The following is a 20110-nucleotide window of genomic DNA, read 5'->3' on the forward strand; positions in this document are numbered from 1 at the left end:
TAATGATTTAATATTCAGGAGGGTAGAATTGACTTTATGAGGGGGAAAAAAAGGTTAAAGATTCTATTGTGTATAGATATTGCGTTATTATTAATTTTTATATTTTATAAGGGCTATCTATTTATTTTTGAAACTGACTTTGTATCAACTAATATTAAAAATATACAAAAGCTAGATTATATTGCGGAGAATGAGGATATTTCTTTTGCAATACTTGGAAATATAAAAAGTTCTATCGATATATTCGATAAAAAAATAGTTCAGGAAATAAATACTGATAAGGATCTTGATTTTGTTATTTCTACGGGAAATGCAGTAATAGCAGGAGATGAAGATAAATATAGAATACTAAATAAAAGTTTAAATAAAATAAAAATTCCAAGCATTATTGGAGTAGGTGATAAAGAGACTTCAAATGGGGGTTATTCAAAATTTTATTACCATTATGGTCCTTATTATTTTTCATATAGCGTAAATGATGTTTTTTTTATTTTTCTAGATACCACAGGAATTACCTCGCAGCAATGGCAGAAAGCATGGATAGAAGAGCAGCTAAGTGCTAGTGATAAATATAAATATAAATTTGTAATTATGAATAATCCCCCATTTGAAATTCAAAACACTAAATCACTTAATAGTGCATATTGTGACTTTTTAACAGACACCTTTACAAAATATAAAATAACAGCTGTTTTCACCTCTGGAATGGAGGTTTTTGATAGTAAAAAAATAAAAGATGTTCAATACTTTATAAGTGGTGGTGCTGGTGGAGCCTTACTTCTTAATAATGAAAATAGCTTTTACCACTATATTAAAGTAAATATAAAAAATGATGAGGTAGCTTATAGTGTTATAAAACAGGAGATGACCTCAAACACAGCTATTTATCGTATTTTTGAAAATCTTTGGTTTTATATTCATTCAATTTTTTATTTGAACTTTTTTAATTTCATTCTAATACTGTGTATATTTATATTTTTGGGATTAGTGATTAGCTATAAAGTAAGCAAAAGTGTAAATTATTATAATGAATATGATGAAGTACCGGAAAATATTAAAAATAGCGAAAAATTAAATATTGCTATGTTCACCAATAACTATGCTCCCTTTATTGGTGGGGTACCTATTTCTATTAATAGGCTCACAAAGGGTCTTAGGCGGCAGGGGCATAATGTGGTAATATTCGCTCCGAAATATCCCCTTAAAACCTTTGAAGATGTTAATGTTATTAGGTGTAATTTATTAATTTATTATAGGACCAAGCCCTTTGATTTCGCTATTGTTAATATTTTTTCCTCGAGGATAGAAAAAATATTTTCAAATCAAAACTTTGATGCCATTCATGTACATCACCCATTTTGGATGGGAACAAAAGGACTTGAGCTTGGGAAAAAATATGGACTACCTGTTATTTTGACTTATCATACTAGACTTGAAAAATACGCCCATAATTTGCCGCTATTCAAGCAGACTTTTGAAAATATAGCTTCTCATAAATTAATTCGAATATTTTCTCAAAAATGTGATGCTATAATAGCACCAACTAATTCAGCAAGTGAATACTTAGCAAACATTGGTGTAAGTAGAGATAAAACTGTGTTGCCCACAGGCATTGACTTTGATTTTTATGACAATATGGATATTGATTCAGTAAAACTTATAACTGAAAAATATAAGCTGCAAAATGAAGTGATTTTATGTTCCGTTTCCCGTTTAACAAAAGAAAAAAATATATATTTTTTATTAAAGGGAATTAAACGTATAAAAGATAATTCCAAGGTAAACTTTAAATGCATTATTATAGGAGATGGACCTGAAAAAGAAAATATATTGAAAACTATAGAAGAACAAGGATTAAAGGATACAGTAATTCTTATGGGACTCGTAAGTCCTGTGGATGTTTGCAAGTACTATATGGCTTCAGATATTTTTGTATTTAGCTCACAATCTGAAACTCAGGGCATGGTAATATTAGAAGCAATGGCTGGAAAATGTGCTGTGGTAGCTATTCGTTCTAGTGGAATAGATGACGTAATTCATAATGAATATAATGGATTTATGACTAAAGCTGATATAGACTTGTGGTCTGAAAAAGTTATTTATTTAATGGAGCATCCTAAAATATTAAGTGAAATGTGTCAAAACGCCTATGATTTTTCTAAAAAGTTTTCCTTAGATACAATGGCAGAAAACACTGTGGAAGTATACCGCAAAGCTATAATTCATAAAAAGAGGGGCGAATTTAGATGAATAAAATATCTGATTTTCTCGGCAAAATCACCACATTTATTTCTATTTATTATATTAAATTTGTGTACAAAACTAGCAAAATAGTATCTACTGGCCAATATACACTTTTGCAATCTGCTCATGATGAAAAATTTATTATTGTATTTTGGCATGGGGATAGCTACTGCTTATATCCTTACCTTAGCGGACAAGGGCTCTACGTAATTACTACTAATAATGGACGTGGAGATTACATTAATTTAATATGTGATCATTTTGGATACAAGACAATTCGAATACCTGATGAAAGTGAAGGTGGAAACTTTTTATTTAAAATTCGACGTGAAATAAGTGGACCCGGCTGTGCTAATTTAACAATTACTCTTGATGGTCCCTTAGGTCCTTATCATCAGCCAAAGCGGTTTCCATTTATCACAGCAGTGCTTACAAAGCGTAAGGTGCTACCTCTTACAATCAATTGTAAAAGAAAAATACAATTAAAAGGCAGATGGGACAACTTCACCATTCCTCTACCTTTTAACAAAATTGAACTTCATGTTTATGATCCACTAGAGGTGAGCAAAAAAGACCTAGACAATGAAGCTATAGCTATAAGAAAGCAAGTCCTAAAAACGATGCAATAGTGCCATCCACGTGACAAGTGGCATCTTTGTAAAATAGAACTTTGCAAGCTACCTTTTAGGCGAAAATATCACATTTTTACATTAAGGGTTATAATGCAAAAAATAATTAATAAAAAAATTCATTATTACCCTCCCAAAGTTAAAGTTCAAACGTATATAATATAGAGTAAATACTAAATAATTATATATATGGTATTTATATCAATAAAGTTGGAGGGATTTATAATGATTACAAACTTAAAGTGGAGAATACTAATTTTTAGTACAACAGTATTTTTTACAATTGCCTGTTTAACTCAAGTATTGACCGGGAATGTATACGCAAATACTAATGTTCAAGAAATATTAATTACTGAAGTAGTGCCTATGTCTCAAAGTAGTAATGATGCATACGAGTACATCGAATTATACAATAACAGTGATAGAAATATAGACTTAAAGGATTATAAACTGCCATTACAGAACATTGATATTACCACTTCAAAGGTTATATCACCAAAAGGCATATTAGTAGTTTGCACAAAAGGTAGTACTACTCTTGGTGAGTTTAACACTTTCTACGGCACAACCCTTGCTCTTGATAAATATATGACACTTCCCTTTGTTGATGAAGTATTAAGCAATAACTTAACCACAAGTATACTGCTAGCTAAGGATGATGCTACTGTAGTTGTAAGAGCACAGTATAACGCTACAGATTTTGAGGCAAAGAAAGGTGTAACTTATAAGTATACTGAAACTGGTTTTGATATGTTGAAATTAGGTCAAAGTCAAAGTCCAACTCCAGGAAGTGTAAGTGCACAGCAAGTTCCACAAAGTGGGATAAAAGTAACGTCAATAACGCTTGATAAAACATCAATTACAATGGATGTTAATCAAACTGCAGTTATACATGCTACTATATCTCCTGATACAGCTACCAATAAGGCTATAGTTTGGACATCAAGCAATCCAAGTATTGTAGAGGTTAGCCAAAAGGGAATATTGACTTCTAAGGCTGAGGGAGTAGCTTACGTATCTGCTACAACAGTTGATGGGGGACTAGTTGCATTTTGCACAGTTGTTGTAAGAAAAATACTTGTTACTGGAATAACCTTGGATAAAACTAGTTCAACAATAGAGATAGGTAAGTCGATAATTTTAAAGGCATCACTATCTCCCGCAAATGCAACTAATAAATCAGTGAATTGGGAATCAAATAATAGTAATATTGCATCAGTAGATTCAACTGGAAAAGTCGTTGGTAAAGCTGCAGGGACAGCAATGATAACTGTTACAACAGTGGATGGCAATTTTAAGGGGATATGTGTTATAACTGTAAAAGATAATAAAAATACAAACAACGAAACTTTTAGTATAAGATTAAATAAAACATCCATACAGATTAAGGAAGGCAAGTTTGAGCAACTTACACCTATAATTACTCCAGGAAACCTAAAAAAGACAGGTTTAATTTGGAAATCAAGTAATGATAAGGTTGCTTATGTAACACAAGATGGAAGGGTTTTCGGCAAAAAAGCAGGCTATGCGGTAATAACAGTTACAAAGGATGGAGTAAAGGCTACCTGTAATGTACAAATAATTAGTGGTAAGGAAAAGGGAAAAGGTAAAGGACATTCCAAATAGAATGATTAATCCTAGAAATAAGTTATCACCCACATAGCAAGTGGCCTTCTATGTTAGCCCCTATGATTTTATTAAAATCATAGGGGCTTTTTAAATAGCAAGTATAAAAAAGCTTGTTCTTATTATAAAAACAAATAGTTAAAAGGGTACTCATTGTAATTACCTATAGTTGTTGATTTGATTTTTTTATCAAATATAATTATAGTGAATAATTATATGATCGGAGGAGTTTTGATGAACAAAGAACTTTTATTTAAAGAAATTATTACTCAATTAGTCGAAATGGAGGAAGCAAAGGTAGTAGAGTTATGTAAAAAGTCTTTAGAACTGAACATACCTGCTTATGAAACTGTAATATCTGCACTTATACCTGGTATGAATGAGGTAGGAAGGCTTTATGAAGAGGAAGAATATTTTTTACCTGAGGTTTTAATGTGCTCTGATGCATTTAACTCTGGACTTGAGCTTGTAAAACCTTTCATTGATAAAAGTTCAATGGGAAAAGCGATTAAGGTAGTTATCGGTGTAATAGAGGGAGATACTCATGATATTGGTAAAAACCTCGTAAAAATTATGATGGAAGCATCAGGATTTGAGGTTTATGATCTAGGAAGAGATGTCAAACTGGAGAGCTTTATTGAAAAGGCAGAAGAGGTAAATAGCGATATAATCTGTATGTCAACTTTAATGACCACTACTATGGATGGAATGAAAACAGTTATAGATAGATTAAAAGAAAGAAATATTAGGGATAAATATAAAATAATGATAGGTGGAGGACCGATCTCCTCGCGTTATGCAGAAATGATAGGTGCAGATTTATATACAAATGATGCAAACGAAGCAGTTAGAAAAGCAAAAGAATTAGTAGGGGTGGGAGCATAATGAAGTTTAGAGAAGATATATTAACTCCAAAGGAAAGACTAGGAGCATTTCTTACTGGAAAACCATTAGATAGAATGTTATGTATGCCCATAGTGACTGCAAATACAGCGCATCTTATTGGTAAAACAGTTAAGGAGCATCAAGAAGATGGAGAAGTGATGGCAAGATCACATATCGCGGCTTTTAATAGATTTAGGTACGATTTGGTATATTTATTTACAAACTGTTCCTATGTGGCAGAAGCTATGGGAGCGCCACTTCAATATTCAGAAGATGAACCAGCAAATTGTGAAGTGCCAATTATTAATTCAATAGAAGATTTAGAGAAAATTCATGTTGCAGAAAAGAATGATGGAAAATTTCCAGTTTATTATGAAGCACTTGATATTTTAAATAGTGAAATTGGAGATCAAGTGTTTTTATCAGTATGTTTTTCCGGTCCAGTTTCCACAGCGGCAACATTAAGAGGAGTAGAGGACTTTGCAAGAGATACTTATGCAAATCCTGAACTTTGTCACTCGCTACTAAGGATGTCAACGGATAGTTGTAAGAATCTTATGAGAGAAATTATTGCACATGGTGCCATTCCAATTATATTAGAACCAATTGCATCAGGAAGCTTGTTTAGTGCAAAAATGTTTAAAAAATTTGCATTTCCATACATTAAAGAATTGATAGACCTTGCTCATGAACTAGGAAGTGCGGTGCCTCTTCATATATGTGGAAAAACTCATAAAATAGTTGATTTAATGACTGATACTGGGTCGGATATTATTAGTATAGATAAATGTGATTTAGCTATTGCAAGAGAAAAAGTAGCTGGGAGAGCAGTTATACTTGGAAATATTGATCCAGCAGATGAATTATTATTTGGCCCTAAGGAAAGTATTTTTGATATATGTAGACAATCAATCGAGACAATGAAGGGGTATACTCCAGGTTTTATTCTTGCAACAGGCTGTGAAACATCAAATAAGGTTCCTTTTGAAAATATACAATATATGATGGAGGCAGTAAGGACCTATGGTGTATATGAATATAATGAAGGTGTATAATTTTGAATGAAAAAGAAAGATTATTAAGGATACTCAAGGGAAAAGACGTTGATAGAACACCTGTGATTTGTCCTGGTGGAATGATGAGTGCTTGCACCACTGAAATATTAGAGGACATAGAAGGTAACCATAATTTAGATTATAAGACCATGGCAAGAGCTTCTAGAAAAATTTATACTGGTACAGGTTTTGAAAATTATGGAGTTCCATTTGCAATGATAGCTGAAGCAGAGCCAATAGGTGCTAAAGTGCAAATAGGAAATAAACTAGTAGAAGAAAGAGTAATAGAGTACAATAGTAGTTCTTTAGAACAAATAATGAAAGATTACAATGTAATACCTAAAAATGAAAATAGAATGAATGTAGTTCTAAATGCTATTGGTGAACTGAAAAATAGTAGTGTTCCGGTTATAGGAAATATAATGGGTCATATTAGCACTGCTACCTCTGCCGTGGATCCATTAGTGATCTTAAAGATGTTAAGAAAAGACCCGGAAAGAGTCTATAGTTTCTTTAAATTTATTAACAATTATCTTATGGAGTATGCTAAGGAAAGCATTAATGCAGGAGCAGATGTTATAGTTATTTCAGACCCCACTGCCACAGGCGAAATTTTAGGTGGAAAGAATTTTAGTAAGTTTGCTGTACCTCTTTATAAAGAGATGATTGATAGTATTCATAGTTTGAATGTACCTGTTATTGTACATATTTGTGGAAACGCAAATACCATAATAGAGGGGCTTAATTCAATTAATACGGATGGTTATAGTTTTGATTCTGTAGTAAATATGAGGCATGCAAAATCATTGATAAAAGGAAGACTTATGGGAAACGTAAGTACGCAGCTTCTCCATACTGGAGAAAAGGATAAGATAATTTCCATAACTAAAAATTGCATTGATTCAGGTGTAGACATAGTTTCACCAGCATGTGGCCTTAGCATGGCAACGTCCATAGATAATCTAAAAACTATGACAGATTACGTAAAGAGAGGAATATAAGTTCAATGGTTAGTGTAAAATTTAAAAATGAAAATATAACAATAGAAGTGAAGCAAGGTACAAAACTATCAGAGTGTATAAGAATTGCTAACCTTTCCATTGAGACCCCATGCAACTGCATGGGGCTTTGTGGCAAGTGTAAAGTAAGGGTTGTAGGGGAAATGTATCCGCCTTCCTTATTGGAACAAGGTTTTATCTTAAATGAAGAAAATATAAGACTTGCTTGCATGGCAGAAGTATTAGGTGACGTAGAGGTTCAGCTTATTAATACTAATAACAAGCTAAAAACAATAAATAATGGCTACAGTATAGATGTTACTATTAATAACCAAATAAAAAAGATCAAATTACCTGAAGTAGATAACACTAGTCCTATTCCTTATATTGAAACTATAGATATGAATGTAAATTCAATACCTGTATTTGAAAAAATAGCTGCGGGTAGAAGAGAAGATCATAGTGAGATTTATGGAGTTTGTTTTGAAAATAATATCATTGACATAGTTAATAAAACTGATATTATCCTTGGAGTAGCAGTTGATATAGGAACTACGGGTATTTCTGCATATTTAGTTAATTTAGAAACAGGAGAAGTAATAAATAAAAACTCATATTTAAACCCTCAAACAGAGTATGGCGGAGACGTTCTTTCAAGAATTTCTTTTGCAATTAATAATGAAGATGGAACAAGGGTATTAAGAGATTCCATAGTAAATAAAATAAATGAAATGGTTAAAGAACTAATAAATAAGAATTATGAACTAGATAATGTATACAGAATAATGATAGCTGCAAATACCACAATGCTTCATTTCTTTGCTGGTGTTAATCCCTATTCTATAGCTAAAGCACCCTATAGAGCTATCTTCCTAAATAAGATGGATATAAGAGCCAGAGAAATTGGTATTTCTATTAATAGGAAGGGTATAGTGACACTTCTTCCATCAGCCTCAGCATATGTGGGTGCTGATATTCTTGCTGGAATTGCAGCTACAGATTTTCATAAAAAGAAAAACTCCTGTATTTTTATAGACATTGGTACCAATGGAGAAATAGTTGCTATAGCACAGGGGAAAATGGCGGCCACATCAACAGCTGCAGGTCCGGCCCTTGAGGGAATGAATATATCTTGTGGCTTACGAGCAGTGACTGGTGCCATAGATAGTTTTAATATAGATGAGGATTATAATATTTCATTTACCACAATAGATGGCGGTGAGGCTAAAGGAATTTGTGGCAGTGCACTTATAGACATTGCAGCAAATATGGTTGTAAAAGAAATTGTTCACAAAAGTGGAAGATTTAATAAAAACTTAAATGAAAAAATATCAAGCAGAGTTAGGGATAAAAAGTTTTATATAACGGATGATATATATATTTCCCAAAAGGATATCAGACAAATACAATTGGCAAAGGGAGCTATTTCAGCTGGAATATCAATGTTACTTAAGGAAGTTAATATTAGCTTGGAAATGGTGGAGGAGGTTGTGATTGCAGGAGCCTTTGGATATCATATAAATGAAGATAGTATAAAAACAATTGGACTCATACCTAAGGGATTTAAGGGTAGAATTACTTTTGTAGGAAACTCTTCTATTGAAGGTGCAAGACTTGCATTAATAAATAAAGACATATTAGAGACTATCATAGGTTTTAAAAACAAAATAGAAATAGTTGAATTATCTACAAAAGATGAGTTTCAAGATTATTTCGTAGAGGCACTAAGCTTTTAATTGAGGTGAAGAAATGATAAAAATAGATGTAGTTTCAGGATTTCTTGGATCAGGAAAAACAACTTTAATAAAAAGCTTATTAAAAGCCTATGAAAATGAAAAAGTTGTATTGATTGAAAATGAATTTGGTGACATTGGTATAGATGGAGACATAATTGAAAGAGAGGGTTTCCAGGTTTTTGAAATTTCAAGTGGATGTATTTGCTGTATTATGAAAAAAGATTTTTTGATGGTGCTGTCTAGAATAATCAGTGAATTTAATCCGGATAGAATCATAGTGGAACCTACTGGAATAAGTATATTAAGTGAAATTATTGATATACTCAGCACCAAGGAAGTTTCAGAAAAATGTAGCATAAATTCATTAGTTACAGTAATAGATAGCATAAACTATCTACAGCAGTGTGATGTTTTTGGAGAATTTTTTGAAGATCAAATAATAAATGCTGAAACTTTAATATTAAGTAAAAGCCAATTTATAGACCAGGAAAAGGTCGAGGAAATTACAGAAGCTTTAAGGAAATTAAATAAGGAATCAGAAATTATAACTTCAAATTGGAGTAACCTTTCTTCGAGTGAAGTAAAGGAATTGTTAGAGGGAAATATAAAGTTAGATCTTAAAGAATTGTTTTACGCAGAATATAAACCCTGCAAGGAAAATAAATTTAAAGCTGTTGGCATAAAAACTTCAAAAAAATTTACAAAGCGCGAGCTAGAAGAGATTTTAATGGAACTTAAAAATCCTATATATGGTATGGTTTTGAGAGGTAAGGGGTTTTTAAAGGGTGTAAATTCATTTCTTGAATTTAGCTATACAAATGGTGAATATATCATAGATGAAAATAAAGAAAGATGTAGTGGTAGACTCTGTTTAATTGGACAAAACTTAAATGAGGAAGAGTTAAATAAGCTTTTTAAGATTAAAGTCGGGGGGCTATTTCATTGGTTGAAATTCTAATAGATAGCTTTAAAGATACAATAAAGGTAGTTCCATTATTATTTATTATTTTTTTCACAGTTGACTATATAATGCTTAAAGTAAATAAAGATAATAAACTTATTGAAAGGTTATCTAAATATGATTATATTGGTGGAAGCCTACTTGGATTAGTACCACAGTGTGGAATACCTGTGGCAATGGCAAGACTATATAGCAATGGACATATATCTCTTGGCATGCTTGCTGCAGTTTTTATTTCAAGTTCAGATGAAGCATTGATAATAATTGGAGCCCATCCAGAAAAACTTGGTTTTATGTTCAAGTTGATTTTTGTAAAGATATTAATAGGTATGGCGGCAGGATTTATTATTAATTTACTTATAAAAGAAAAAAGAAATAGAATCAAAGGGTGCACCATTAATTGTGACTGCCCCAAATGTAGGCGAAATAAAAACATTTTGACTCATAATTTAATTTACACTGCTAGAGTTACTGCTTTTTTAATAATAACTGTATTCATCATAAATTATGGAGTAAGTGTGCTTGGAGAGGAAAGTCTTCATGCAATACTTGGAAAGAATACATATCTTCAGCCTATTATTGCATCATTAATTGGAATGATTCCAAGTTGCATATCCTCTGTAGTGCTTGCTGAGGCTTTTATTAAAGGAGCCATCGGAGTTGGTCCATTAGTGGCAGGGCTGTGTGCAAATACCGGATATGGTATTCTTATTGTGATGAAGGAGCTACCACTTAAGAAAGCAATGAAAATTATGATACTAATTCAAGGAATTAGTATCACCGTTGGAGAACTAATCTACATTTTTGGAGGTAAATAAATTGGAATACAATATTAAATTTAAATGTGAAGGCGACAATCTAGAGGTAATTCCAGATAACATAGTAAATAATACGGGAATAACCTTTCCAAAGGCCCACACAGAGAATTCATTAATGTGTTATTTGGCCAAGGAATTGAAAAATTATAAGAAGGACAGCATATGTAGAGTTCCATTTTGTGTAACAGTTGAAGCAGAAGCGCTAGGCGGAAACATAAAGCTAGGAGACATGAAAAATGGGCCAAGAGTTGAGAGCTATGCATTTACGACTATAGAAGAATTGGGAAATATAAAAAATATTAATTTTCAAAAGGGTAGAATAAATGAGGTTTTAGAAGCAGTTGAAAAACTTACGAATGAAGGGGAGTGTGTTGCCTTAACTGTGGAAGGTCCCTTCACTATTCTATCTTCCATTATTGATCCAATGATTTTTTATAAGGGAATAAGAAAAAATAAAGAGAAAATAGATGAATTTTTAATGGTTCTTGAAGATAATATTGTGAGTTATATTATAGAAGGCATAAAACGAGGTGCAAAAATAATATCCTATGGTGACCCAGTAGGTTCTTTGGATATTGTTGGGCCAAAGGTATATGAGCAGTATAGCGGTAGGATTTCTCACAATATACTAAAAAGAGTGGAACCTTATTTGGAGAATGCAGTAGTACATCTTTGTGGAAAAACTTCAACTGCATTTGAAAAATATGGCCTTAGTGTATCAAAGGCCATTGAATTTGAGGGTGAATTAACTTATGGTGAGGCCATAAATAAAATATTACAAGATAGAAAGAATGTAAAATTTATTGGAAATGCCTGCATTAAAAGAACACCATTTATAATGAAAAACTCCGTGGCTTGGGAGATAAAGCTTTTATAAGAAGTGCCACCCACGTGGCAAGTGGCATGTTTTAAAGCATAAAATTTGATTTGAAGATACAAAATCCAATTATTTAAAATTAAAAAATCAGTTAACCAAAATCATTGGCTAACTGATTTTTTATTCCATATTATTTTTTCATTTCCTGTTTTCCTGTGACTTTACTTGTAGCATCCATTTTGAATGTGGATTTTGCTTCAGCCGTAGTAAAATAAACATTTCCGTCAACTGTAGCATCTATTAACTGAAAGTTATTTGCTGAAACATAAAGGTCACCTTTAAAAGTCCCATGTTCTATACTGCCCATAGGGCTACTAAAAGTTAACTTTGGAGCAGTCAAAATGAATCTAGCAGTTACTTTACGGTTTTCGTCTTGACTGTATAGAGCTATCTTACGTTTTATAATATCTTTGCCAGCTGTATCTTTTTTACCGTTTTTATACTCACCCTCAACTACAAGATTACTATCAATAGCTAAATCCTTTGTTATTGCAATAATCCATGTGCCCTTGCTGCTTATAGCCTTTTCAAAAGCAGTTGCAGTATTTACTACTGAAGCTGTTGTGACTACATTCGGCGTTGTTTCTGGTGGCGTTGTTTGTGGAGGTGTTACAGCTTTCTTACCACACCCTACTAGCATTAATGTTAATATAGCTGAAGTTAATAATATGGTTTTAATTTTCATTACAAATCCTCCTTGTTAGTTATATAGTTTTTAATTTCAATTTAGTATAACCAAAAGGATGACAATTAATGTTTTTAAATAAATAGATTAAATAATTAGTTTTTTACAGCTTGAATCAAAACTAAAAGAAATAAATGTTTAAATGCATAATAATTGAGCTGAATATGAAAAATGGCTAGAGTTATGTTATTAAACCTATAAAAAAAGAAAGTAATGTTTTAGTAAAATAAAAAATTCCAATATTGATATTTAATAAAATTTATGGTAATGTTAATATAATAAGATTTCAATATAAGGAGGGAAAAGCCATGACTGTGTTCTTTTTAGAAAATACAATTTTAGATAGATTGCCAATGTCATTATCTGGAATTACTCATAATGATTTCAATTTTACGGGAGAAGTCTGTCCAAAATTGAATATATCACTAAAAAGAAGTGAGTTATCTTTGCCTTAAATACATTATAATTATGTTATATTAAACCCAGGTGAGGACTCTCTTGCCTGTTTTTTTTTACTGCGATTATATAATGGATCAGTTTAACTGGTTTTGCTTAAAATCAAAATACAAAAACTCCGGCAAGTGTTTAATGCTGGGGTTTTATTATTTTACAGAGGAAAATCAATATTGCAAATATATAGGAGGAATTAACAATGATAGAATTAGCGTTAAAAGAAGTAGAAAAATATTTTGGAGGTAATAGGATTTTTAGTGATATTACTTTTGAAGTTCAAAATAATGAAAGAGTTGGTTTAATAGGAAAAAATGGTTGTGGTAAAACTACAGTTTTCAAAATTATTGCTGGTATAGAAAACCAAGATAAAGGTAGCATATCCATAAGAAAAAATGCAACTGTAGGATACCTACATCAAATACCAGATTATCCTGAGCAGTTTAAAGTAGTAGATGTTTTGAATACTGCTTTCCAAATTCAATACGAAATAAAAAGAGAACTTAAAATAATAGAAGAGCAGATGGCTAATTTAAAAGGGAGTGAATTAGAATATACATTAAGAAAATATGGTGAAGTTAATGATCTTTATGAAGCAAAAGGCGGTTATGAAATAGAAGAAAAAATGAGTAAGGTTTGCACTGGACTCAAGTTTAATGAAGAATTTTTAAATAGGGAATTTATAAGTCTAAGTGGTGGTGAAAAAACCATTGTAATATTAGGTAAAATACTACTTCAGAATCCAGATATACTTCTTCTTGATGAACCTTCAAATCATTTAGATGTAGTATCAATAGAATGGCTTGAAGCTTATCTTAAAGGGTACAAAGGTACAGTAATAGTTATTTCACATGATAGATATTTTTTAGATAGAGTTGTAACAAAAATAGTGGAAATTGAGGATGGAGAAACATCACTTTATGAAGGTAATTATTCTTATTACGTTAAAGAAAAACAAAAGAGAGTTTGTGAACAATTTGAAGCATTTAAAGATCAACAGAAAAAAATAAAAGCTATGGAAAAAGCAATAAAACAATTAAGGGAATGGGCTATTCAAGCAGATAATGAAAAATTCTTTAAAAGAGCAGCAAGTATGCAAAAGAGATTAGACAAGGTGGAAAGAGTTGATAAGCCCTTATTAAACCAACCTAAAATTAAGTTGGATTTTGCGGGCACCGATAGATCTGGCAAGGATGTAATAAGTATTAAAGGCTTATGTAAAAGCTTTGACCATAAGGATATATTGGTGGATTTATATTTAGACATTAGATATGGGGAGCGGACAGCTTTAATAGGCGATAATGGAAGTGGTAAATCAACTATTATAAAAACACTTTTAGGTGAAGTTGAGGCAAATTATGGTGAGGTGAAGTTAGGGTCTAACACTCAAATAGGATATCTTCCTCAAAATATAACCTTTAATAATGAAGAACTAACAGTGCTTGAAGCTTTTAGGGAGGATATGAGTATTTTAGAAGGTCCTGCTAGAGGAATACTGGCTAGGTTTTTGTTCTATGGAGAAAGTGTTTTCAAAAAGGTTAAAAACCTTTCTGGAGGAGAAAAAAGTAGACTTAAGCTCTGCAAATTAATTCAAAATGATATAAATCTATTGATACTAGATGAACCTACAAATCATTTAGACATAGATTCAAGAGAAAATCTTGAAGAAGCATTACTAGAGTTTAGTGGAACTATATTATTTATATCCCATGATAGATTTTTTATAAATAAGCTTGCCGCAAGAATATGCGAAATAGAAGATAAAAAGATAATAGATTACCCGGGGAATTATGAATATTACAAAGAAAAGAAAAATGAATTTAAGAAAAATAAAATTGAAATTCCTATAATTGAAAAAGAGAAGAAACTACAAAGCAAAGAAAACACAGAAAAACAAACAAGTAATAACAAACTTAAGCAAGCAGAAAGCTTAGAGAATAGAATACAAGAGCTTGAAGTGAAACTTAAAGATATAGATATTGCAATGAATAATAATGGTCGAGAATATGAGAAACTGTTAGAGCTAGGCAAAGAAAAGGAAGAAATCCAGGAAGAATTAGATTTCATCATTGAAAAATGGATGGACATCGAAAACTCATAATAATATCTAATACGGGGGATCGAAATGGAATATAAAAATGAATTGAAAAAAAATATATCTAAAAATTATCTATTTACATTTTTAAAGGAGTTTGATCTTACGCACGGAATCTGGATGATCTATTTAGCATCAAAAGGATTATCATTAACAGAGCTTGGCCTCGTAGAAGCTATCTTTCATATAACTTCATTCACAATGGAAATACCTACTGGAGCAGTGGCGGATATTTGGGGAAGAAAAGCTAGCAGAATATGCGGAAGAATAGGTAAGTTAATATCTGCTTTTATACTAATATATTCAAACAGTTTTTTGTGGTTTGCAATAGGCTTTATAGTGACAGCATTATCCTATAATTTAGAATCAGGCGCAGGAGAAGCATTAGTATACGATTCACTAAAAGAAATAGGGGAAGAAAAAAAATACATGAAAATATCTGGTGTAAATGAAGTGATAATGCAAGCTACTCAGTTCTGTGGACTTTTGCTTGGTGGATTCTTGTCTAAGTTTAGTTATACTTATGCCTACGGTGTAACGATTTTAGTTAGCTTATTTTCTATAATTCAAGCCTTTTCTTTTAAGGAACCGGATATTAAAATGGAAATTGATGAAAAAAGATTTGAAACATTTAAAAATCAAGTGTCTGAAAGTTTTAAGATTATAGCTGGAAATAAAAAACTAGGATTTTTGATTGTGTTCTCACAGGCGATCTTTATGTTTAATACAAGCATATTCTTTTATTTTCAGAACTATTTACTTTCTAAGGGGATTTCAAAAGGAAATATAGGTATAATACTCGCAATTGCATCATTGGTGGCAGCTATAACAGCAACCCAAGCATATAAAATTGATAAAAAAGTAGGAGAGCGTGTAATAATATTATTACTTCCTCTAATAATTGCTATATGTATATGGGGAGTGGCTTTAAGTAAATTTTATTACGTTTTTTTTATATTAATAAACAGTATTGAGTCTATTATTTTTATTGCAGTTAGTGATTATACAAATAAATTAATACCATCCAATAAGAGAGCTACAATACTTTCCATGGGTAGCATGATATTTAGTTTATACATGATAATAATATTCCCTCTTATAGGAAAACTCGGAGATGAATATTCATTGCAGTTTGCATTCCAAGTTTTAGCTATCATAGCAAGTATCATGGCTATGATAAATATTATTGTTCTTGAGTTAAATAAAAAAGTAAAAAAGAAATAATTCTTAAAAATATTATATAAATCTTCAAATCATAATTAAACAATTTTCTACAATAACTTTTTATGGTATAATTTTCTTATAAGATACAAAAGGTATCATAAATAAGTTATATATAAATTGTAGAAGGGGAGTTTTATTGTGAAAAATGAATTATTAGAAAAATATGCTCTTTTATTAGTGAAGACAGGAATTAATATTCAAAAGGATCAAACACTTGTAATCAATGCCCCAATAGAGTGCGCTTCTTTTGTTAGAATCCTGTCTAAAATTGCTTATACTGAAGGTGCCAGGGAAGTAGTTATAAATTGGAGGGATGAATTGTCTTCAAAAATTAAATTCATGCATGCTCCAGAGGAGGTTTTTGAAGAATACCCAGACTGGCAGAGAGATTTTTACTTATCAAATGTACGCAGGGGTGCTGCTTTTTTAAATATTTCAGCCTCTGACCCTGAGCTTATGAAGGAAGTTAATCCTGAGAGAATGGCGAAATCACACAAAGCGGCTAGTAATGCAATAAAGGAATATAGAGATAGACTTATGAGCAATAGAAATGTTTGGTGTGTTGCATCAATTCCAACTATATCTTGGGCAAAAAAAGTTTTCCCTGAATTATCAGAGGACGCGGCAGTGGAAAAACTTTGGGACGCTATATTTAAAACAGTAAGAGTAGATACAATTGACCCTGTTGCTTCCTGGGAAACACACAAAAGCAACCTAAAGAAAAGCATGGACTTTTTAAATGGCAATAACTTTAAATATCTACAATATAAAAATTCATTGGGTACTGATCTTGTCATTGAACTTCCAGAAAATCATTTATGGCTTGGAGGTTCGGAGTATACACCAGAGGGGATAGAGTTTATAGCTAATATGCCTACTGAAGAGGTATTTACACTTCCTAAGAAAACTGGAGTTAATGGAACAGTGGTAAGTTCAAAACCACTAAACTATAATGGAAATCTAATTGAAAAATTCTCACTTACTTTTAAAGATGGGAAAATTATAGACTTCAAAGCTGAAAAGGGTTACGATATTTTAAAGAGTATTATTGAGACTGATGAAGGATCATATTATCTTGGTGAAGTAGCATTAGTACCACATGATTCTCCAATATCAAATTCAAATATATTGTTTTACAATACGCTTTTTGATGAAAATGCCTCTTGTCATCTGGCTATTGGAAAAGCATATCCAGTATGTATAAAAAATGGTGAAAATTTAAGTGACGAGGAACTTTTAAAAGAAGGAGTTAATGATTCCACTGTGCATGAAGATTTCATGGTTGGCTCAGAAGATTTGCAAATAATAGGAATTACTGCAGATGGAAAAGAAGTACCTGTATTTAAAAATGGGAATTTTGCATTTTAACTATATTACTAAAAAAAATAACAAGTCAGTATGAGTTCATACTGATTTGTTATTTTTTTTATTATCTATTTATCTGAATAAAACATAGATACTTGTAAATAATTACAATATAATAAATCAGATAATAAGGAGAAACCAATGGAAATAATTGATTTAAATAAAATATTAGATAAGAATCTAGAACCTGTTTGTAAATTGGAAGGAAAACTGTTTTTAAGGGAGATGGTAAAAATTTATGATGACTTATTTAAGGACTCAGACATTATAAATTATTATATTTATGATATTGAAAATAAAGAAATGACCTCTATTAACATAGGAAAAGAAAAAATATTACTGGATTTTTTTCAGCAGAAGGAGGTAGAAGGGGCGGATGGCTTTTATTATGTTACTGTAAAAAAACAGCTTTTAATTAATGAATATACACTTAATAGTGTTAATATTAGTACTTCTGAGATTACATTAGTATTTAAATTTGAAATGGATAAGAAATTTAATAATTTATTAGTAGAAAAATTAGATGCGGATAAATTTTTAGTGTTTTTCAAAGAGGAGCACCAATTAACCTTTGAAGAATTTGAAAGTTTTGAAACGCCAATTGAAAATTATGGCTATGAAAAGGCTGTACTTTATAATGTAAATAGTTGCGTGAATTTTGAAGTAGAGGATAAAGCATTCTTAAGGGGAATTCGGTCGGTATTTTTTAAGACCGCTTTAAAAAATGAAGAATGCGTAGTGTATGAAGAAAATTATTTAGAACCTTATAATAAAGAACAAATATATAATGAAGTACATAGGGGGAGAAAATCTAAAAAGAATCAATTTTTTTATTGGGATTCCCTTAAATACTTACCAATAAAAAAATTCATTAGTGAAATTGAAGACGGATGTGAAAAGCTATCATTTGTAGATATGGAAATTCAGGGGCTTGATGGTTATGAGTTTTTTTCTGGAGTAGATGGAGATAATATTTATTATGAAGTAAATAAATTTGGGAAAGAAGATAGCAATGCTATGATTATATTAAATAAGGAAAGTCTTGAAAAAAGAACTATTGCATTACTTTCAGAATCTAAAGAGAATACAAATTCCAGCTTTTCTGATTATTCTTGGAGCTTAGATGGGAAGTATAAAGTTATTTTTCAAAAAAAGCTTATTTCCAATAAACAATTAAAATTGAAGGAAATTATAAATGGAAATATTGATTATACTTATGAAAAAAAATTAGGATATCCAAAGGAATGTATAAACAGTCGTTACTTAATTACTTCTACTAGTAGAGAGGGGCCAAATACGTCTATTATTGATATGGAAACAAAAAAAGTACAAACACATAAAAGGGAACATGCAGTTTTTGACGATTATTTAGTTTTATTTTAGTTATAAATAGAGGGAAAAAATGTATTTATGTGTAATTATATAGTGGAGTTATTATTGTATTAAGAGGGGGATAAAATTTGATATGGGGTTATTACATTTTCATATTATTTTGCTAGTTATTGCTCTAACAATTATTATTTTTTTTCTTTTTAGAAATATTTTTAAGCTTACAAGAGTAAAAAAAGAGACGGTAAAAGAAAAGAGAATACTAACATTTTTAATTCAAAATAAAAAGTGCAACATGGGTTTCGAAGTGGTGAAATAAAATTAGGATAACTATACATAATATACAAATATATGTAAAAATATATTGTAAACACATTTTACATATGTTAAAATAAGTATATTATAGTAATTATAAATTACTATTTAGAAGAATCTAATCTGATAAACAACATATCCTCTTTTGTTTAGGAAATTATTGTTAATCAAATTTAGATCTTAATTTTCAAGTATAAGGAGGAATATTTAAAATGGCAGACAAAAACTTAATTTGTAAGGACTGTGGAAAAGAATTCGTTTTTACAGAGGGTGAACAAGCTTTTTACAAAGAAAAAGGATTCGAAAATGAACCACAAAGATGTGTCGAGTGCAGAAAAGCAAGAAAACAACAAAATAACAAACCATCTTTTAAAAGATAGTATAATTAAGTAATCTGTACCCTATAAGAATATAATCTTATAGGGTTTTTTTAATATTAACATAATTTCACATAATATTAAGGCAATTATTCGAAATTTATCTATTATAATTAAGGCATAAATAAAATAAAGCTACTACAAAAATTAATGGTTATAACTATTTCTGATCGTGAGGATGAAATTGGAAGTCTAGCTAAATCTATTGAATACATGAGAAAGAACTTATTAAGAGAGACGAAAGTGAACAATGGATGCTTCAAAACATTTCACACGAATTAAAAACACCTGTCATGGTAATTAGAAGCTATTCAGAAGGACTTGGCATGGCTATAGTAAAATATATAGTTGAGTTTCACAAGGGAGAAATTTATGCAATAAACGAAAATGGTGGCGTTATAAAGATACCTGCTTAATACTGAAAATCATCATAAATAAGAG

General features: G+C 30.8%; 18 protein-coding genes. 17 read left to right on the plus strand and 1 reads right to left on the minus strand.

Translation table 11 applies throughout. From position 1 onward, the window contains the following. Nucleotides 1-36 precede the first annotated feature (36 nt). The 10 genes from G9F72_RS07500 to G9F72_RS07545 all read left to right on the plus strand — a co-directional run bounded on the left by G9F72_RS07500 (nt 37) and on the right by G9F72_RS07545 (nt 11829). The gene (locus G9F72_RS07500; RefSeq protein ID WP_164956695.1) at nt 37-2250 is read left to right on the plus strand and encodes a glycosyltransferase; all 2214 of its coding nucleotides are present in this window, start codon (nt 37-39) and stop codon (nt 2248-2250) included. Continuing rightward, nucleotides 2247-2873 (plus strand): lysophospholipid acyltransferase family protein, encoded by a 627-nt coding sequence (locus tag G9F72_RS07505; protein ID WP_164956696.1) that lies wholly within the window; start codon nt 2247-2249, stop codon nt 2871-2873. The genes G9F72_RS07500 and G9F72_RS07505 overlap by 4 nt, the downstream gene beginning before the upstream one ends. 225 nt (nt 2874-3098) lie before the next feature. After that, entirely contained in the window at nt 3099-4499 is a 1401-nt protein-coding gene (locus tag G9F72_RS07510) for an Ig domain-containing protein (RefSeq protein WP_164956697.1), read from the plus strand. A 234-nt stretch (nt 4500-4733) separates the two neighbouring features. Further along, a complete protein-coding gene (locus tag G9F72_RS07515) occupies nt 4734-5384 on the plus strand; it encodes a corrinoid protein (protein WP_164956698.1) in 651 nt (216 codons plus the stop codon). Continuing rightward, nucleotides 5384-6439: a uroporphyrinogen decarboxylase family protein gene (locus tag G9F72_RS07520; RefSeq protein WP_164956699.1), complete on the plus strand. Its 1056-nt coding sequence runs from the start codon at nt 5384-5386 to the stop codon at nt 6437-6439. Before G9F72_RS07515 ends, G9F72_RS07520 begins: the two co-directional genes overlap by 1 nt. A gap of 2 nt (nt 6440-6441) precedes the next feature. Beyond that, on the plus strand, nt 6442-7440 hold the full coding sequence (locus G9F72_RS07525; RefSeq protein WP_164956700.1) for a uroporphyrinogen decarboxylase family protein: 999 nt from the start codon (nt 6442-6444) through the stop codon (nt 7438-7440). Between the two features lie 5 nt (nt 7441-7445). Further along, a complete protein-coding gene (locus G9F72_RS07530; RefSeq protein WP_164956701.1) occupies nt 7446-9173 on the plus strand; it encodes an ASKHA domain-containing protein in 1728 nt (575 codons plus the stop codon). A gap of 13 nt (nt 9174-9186) precedes the next feature. Continuing rightward, entirely contained in the window at nt 9187-10131 is a 945-nt protein-coding gene (locus G9F72_RS07535) for a GTP-binding protein (protein WP_164956702.1), read from the plus strand. Further along, nucleotides 10116-10952, plus strand: a complete 837-nt coding sequence (locus tag G9F72_RS07540) for a putative manganese transporter (protein WP_164956703.1) — start codon at nt 10116-10118, stop codon at nt 10950-10952. The genes G9F72_RS07535 and G9F72_RS07540 overlap by 16 nt, the downstream gene beginning before the upstream one ends. Before the next feature lies 1 nt (nt 10953). Then, on the plus strand, nt 10954-11829 hold the full coding sequence (locus G9F72_RS07545; RefSeq protein ID WP_202054837.1) for a uroporphyrinogen decarboxylase family protein: 876 nt from the start codon (nt 10954-10956) through the stop codon (nt 11827-11829). Between the two features lie 130 nt (nt 11830-11959). Here the strand turns inward: G9F72_RS07545 and G9F72_RS07550 are convergent, their stop codons facing one another. After that, nucleotides 11960-12514: a hypothetical protein gene (locus G9F72_RS07550; protein ID WP_164956704.1), complete on the minus strand. Its 555-nt coding sequence runs from the start codon at nt 12512-12514 to the stop codon at nt 11960-11962. A 308-nt stretch (nt 12515-12822) separates the two neighbouring features. Here G9F72_RS07550 and G9F72_RS07555 point away from each other — a divergent pair, with 308 nt between their 5' ends. The 7 genes from G9F72_RS07555 (at nt 12823) to G9F72_RS27360 (ending at nt 20085) form a co-directional block, all read left to right on the plus strand. After that, complete coding sequence (locus tag G9F72_RS07555) at nt 12823-12969, plus strand: hypothetical protein (protein WP_164956705.1); 147 nt, start codon at nt 12823-12825, stop codon at nt 12967-12969. Between the two features lie 197 nt (nt 12970-13166). Beyond that, the gene (abc-f, locus tag G9F72_RS07560) at nt 13167-15065 is read left to right on the plus strand and encodes a ribosomal protection-like ABC-F family protein (RefSeq protein ID WP_164956706.1); all 1899 of its coding nucleotides are present in this window, start codon (nt 13167-13169) and stop codon (nt 15063-15065) included. A gap of 24 nt (nt 15066-15089) precedes the next feature. Further along, the gene (locus G9F72_RS07565; protein WP_224676023.1) at nt 15090-16283 is read left to right on the plus strand and encodes an MFS transporter; all 1194 of its coding nucleotides are present in this window, start codon (nt 15090-15092) and stop codon (nt 16281-16283) included. 138 nt (nt 16284-16421) lie between these two features. After that, nucleotides 16422-17651, plus strand: a complete 1230-nt coding sequence (locus G9F72_RS07570) for an aminopeptidase (protein ID WP_202054838.1) — start codon at nt 16422-16424, stop codon at nt 17649-17651. A 138-nt stretch (nt 17652-17789) separates the two neighbouring features. After that, nucleotides 17790-19031 carry a hypothetical protein gene (locus tag G9F72_RS07575; RefSeq protein ID WP_164956707.1) on the plus strand — a complete coding sequence of 414 codons (1242 nt, stop codon included), beginning with the start codon at nt 17790-17792 and terminating at the stop codon, nt 19029-19031. Nucleotides 19032-19504: 473 nt separating this feature from the next. Beyond that, complete coding sequence (locus G9F72_RS07580) at nt 19505-19672, plus strand: zinc-ribbon domain-containing protein (RefSeq protein ID WP_164956708.1); 168 nt, start codon at nt 19505-19507, stop codon at nt 19670-19672. Between the two features lie 251 nt (nt 19673-19923). Then, a complete protein-coding gene (locus G9F72_RS27360) occupies nt 19924-20085 on the plus strand; it encodes a histidine kinase dimerization/phospho-acceptor domain-containing protein (RefSeq protein ID WP_164956709.1) in 162 nt (53 codons plus the stop codon). Nucleotides 20086-20110: the final 25 nt, after the last annotated feature.

Origin of the sequence: Clostridium estertheticum, assembly GCF_011065935.2 — a bacterium.
Taxonomy (GTDB): Bacteria; Bacillota; Clostridia; order Clostridiales; family Clostridiaceae; genus Clostridium_AD; species Clostridium_AD estertheticum_A.

Excerpts from the sequence above, each read along its gene's own strand:
- G9F72_RS07550 (WP_164956704.1), bottom strand. The coding sequence starts at position 12,514 with ATGAAAATTAAAACCATATTATTAACTTCAGCTATATTAACATTAATG.
- abc-f (WP_164956706.1), top strand. The coding sequence starts at position 13,167 with ATGATAGAATTAGCGTTAAAAGAAGTAGAAAAATATTTTGGAGGTAAT.
- G9F72_RS07515 (WP_164956698.1), top strand. The coding sequence starts at position 4,734 with ATGAACAAAGAACTTTTATTTAAAGAAATTATTACTCAATTAGTCGAA.
- G9F72_RS07535 (WP_164956702.1), top strand. The coding sequence starts at position 9,187 with ATGATAAAAATAGATGTAGTTTCAGGATTTCTTGGATCAGGAAAAACA.
- G9F72_RS07575 (WP_164956707.1), top strand. The coding sequence starts at position 17,790 with ATGGAAATAATTGATTTAAATAAAATATTAGATAAGAATCTAGAACCT.
- G9F72_RS07580 (WP_164956708.1), top strand. The coding sequence starts at position 19,505 with ATGGCAGACAAAAACTTAATTTGTAAGGACTGTGGAAAAGAATTCGTT.
- G9F72_RS27360 (WP_164956709.1), top strand. The coding sequence starts at position 19,924 with ATGCTTCAAAACATTTCACACGAATTAAAAACACCTGTCATGGTAATT.
- G9F72_RS07500 (WP_164956695.1), top strand. The coding sequence starts at position 37 with ATGAGGGGGAAAAAAAGGTTAAAGATTCTATTGTGTATAGATATTGCG.
- G9F72_RS07555 (WP_164956705.1), top strand. The coding sequence starts at position 12,823 with ATGACTGTGTTCTTTTTAGAAAATACAATTTTAGATAGATTGCCAATG.
- G9F72_RS07520 (WP_164956699.1), top strand. The coding sequence starts at position 5,384 with ATGAAGTTTAGAGAAGATATATTAACTCCAAAGGAAAGACTAGGAGCA.
- G9F72_RS07505 (WP_164956696.1), top strand. The coding sequence starts at position 2,247 with ATGAATAAAATATCTGATTTTCTCGGCAAAATCACCACATTTATTTCT.
- G9F72_RS07565 (WP_224676023.1), top strand. The coding sequence starts at position 15,090 with ATGGAATATAAAAATGAATTGAAAAAAAATATATCTAAAAATTATCTA.
- G9F72_RS07510 (WP_164956697.1), top strand. The coding sequence starts at position 3,099 with ATGATTACAAACTTAAAGTGGAGAATACTAATTTTTAGTACAACAGTA.
- G9F72_RS07530 (WP_164956701.1), top strand. The coding sequence starts at position 7,446 with ATGGTTAGTGTAAAATTTAAAAATGAAAATATAACAATAGAAGTGAAG.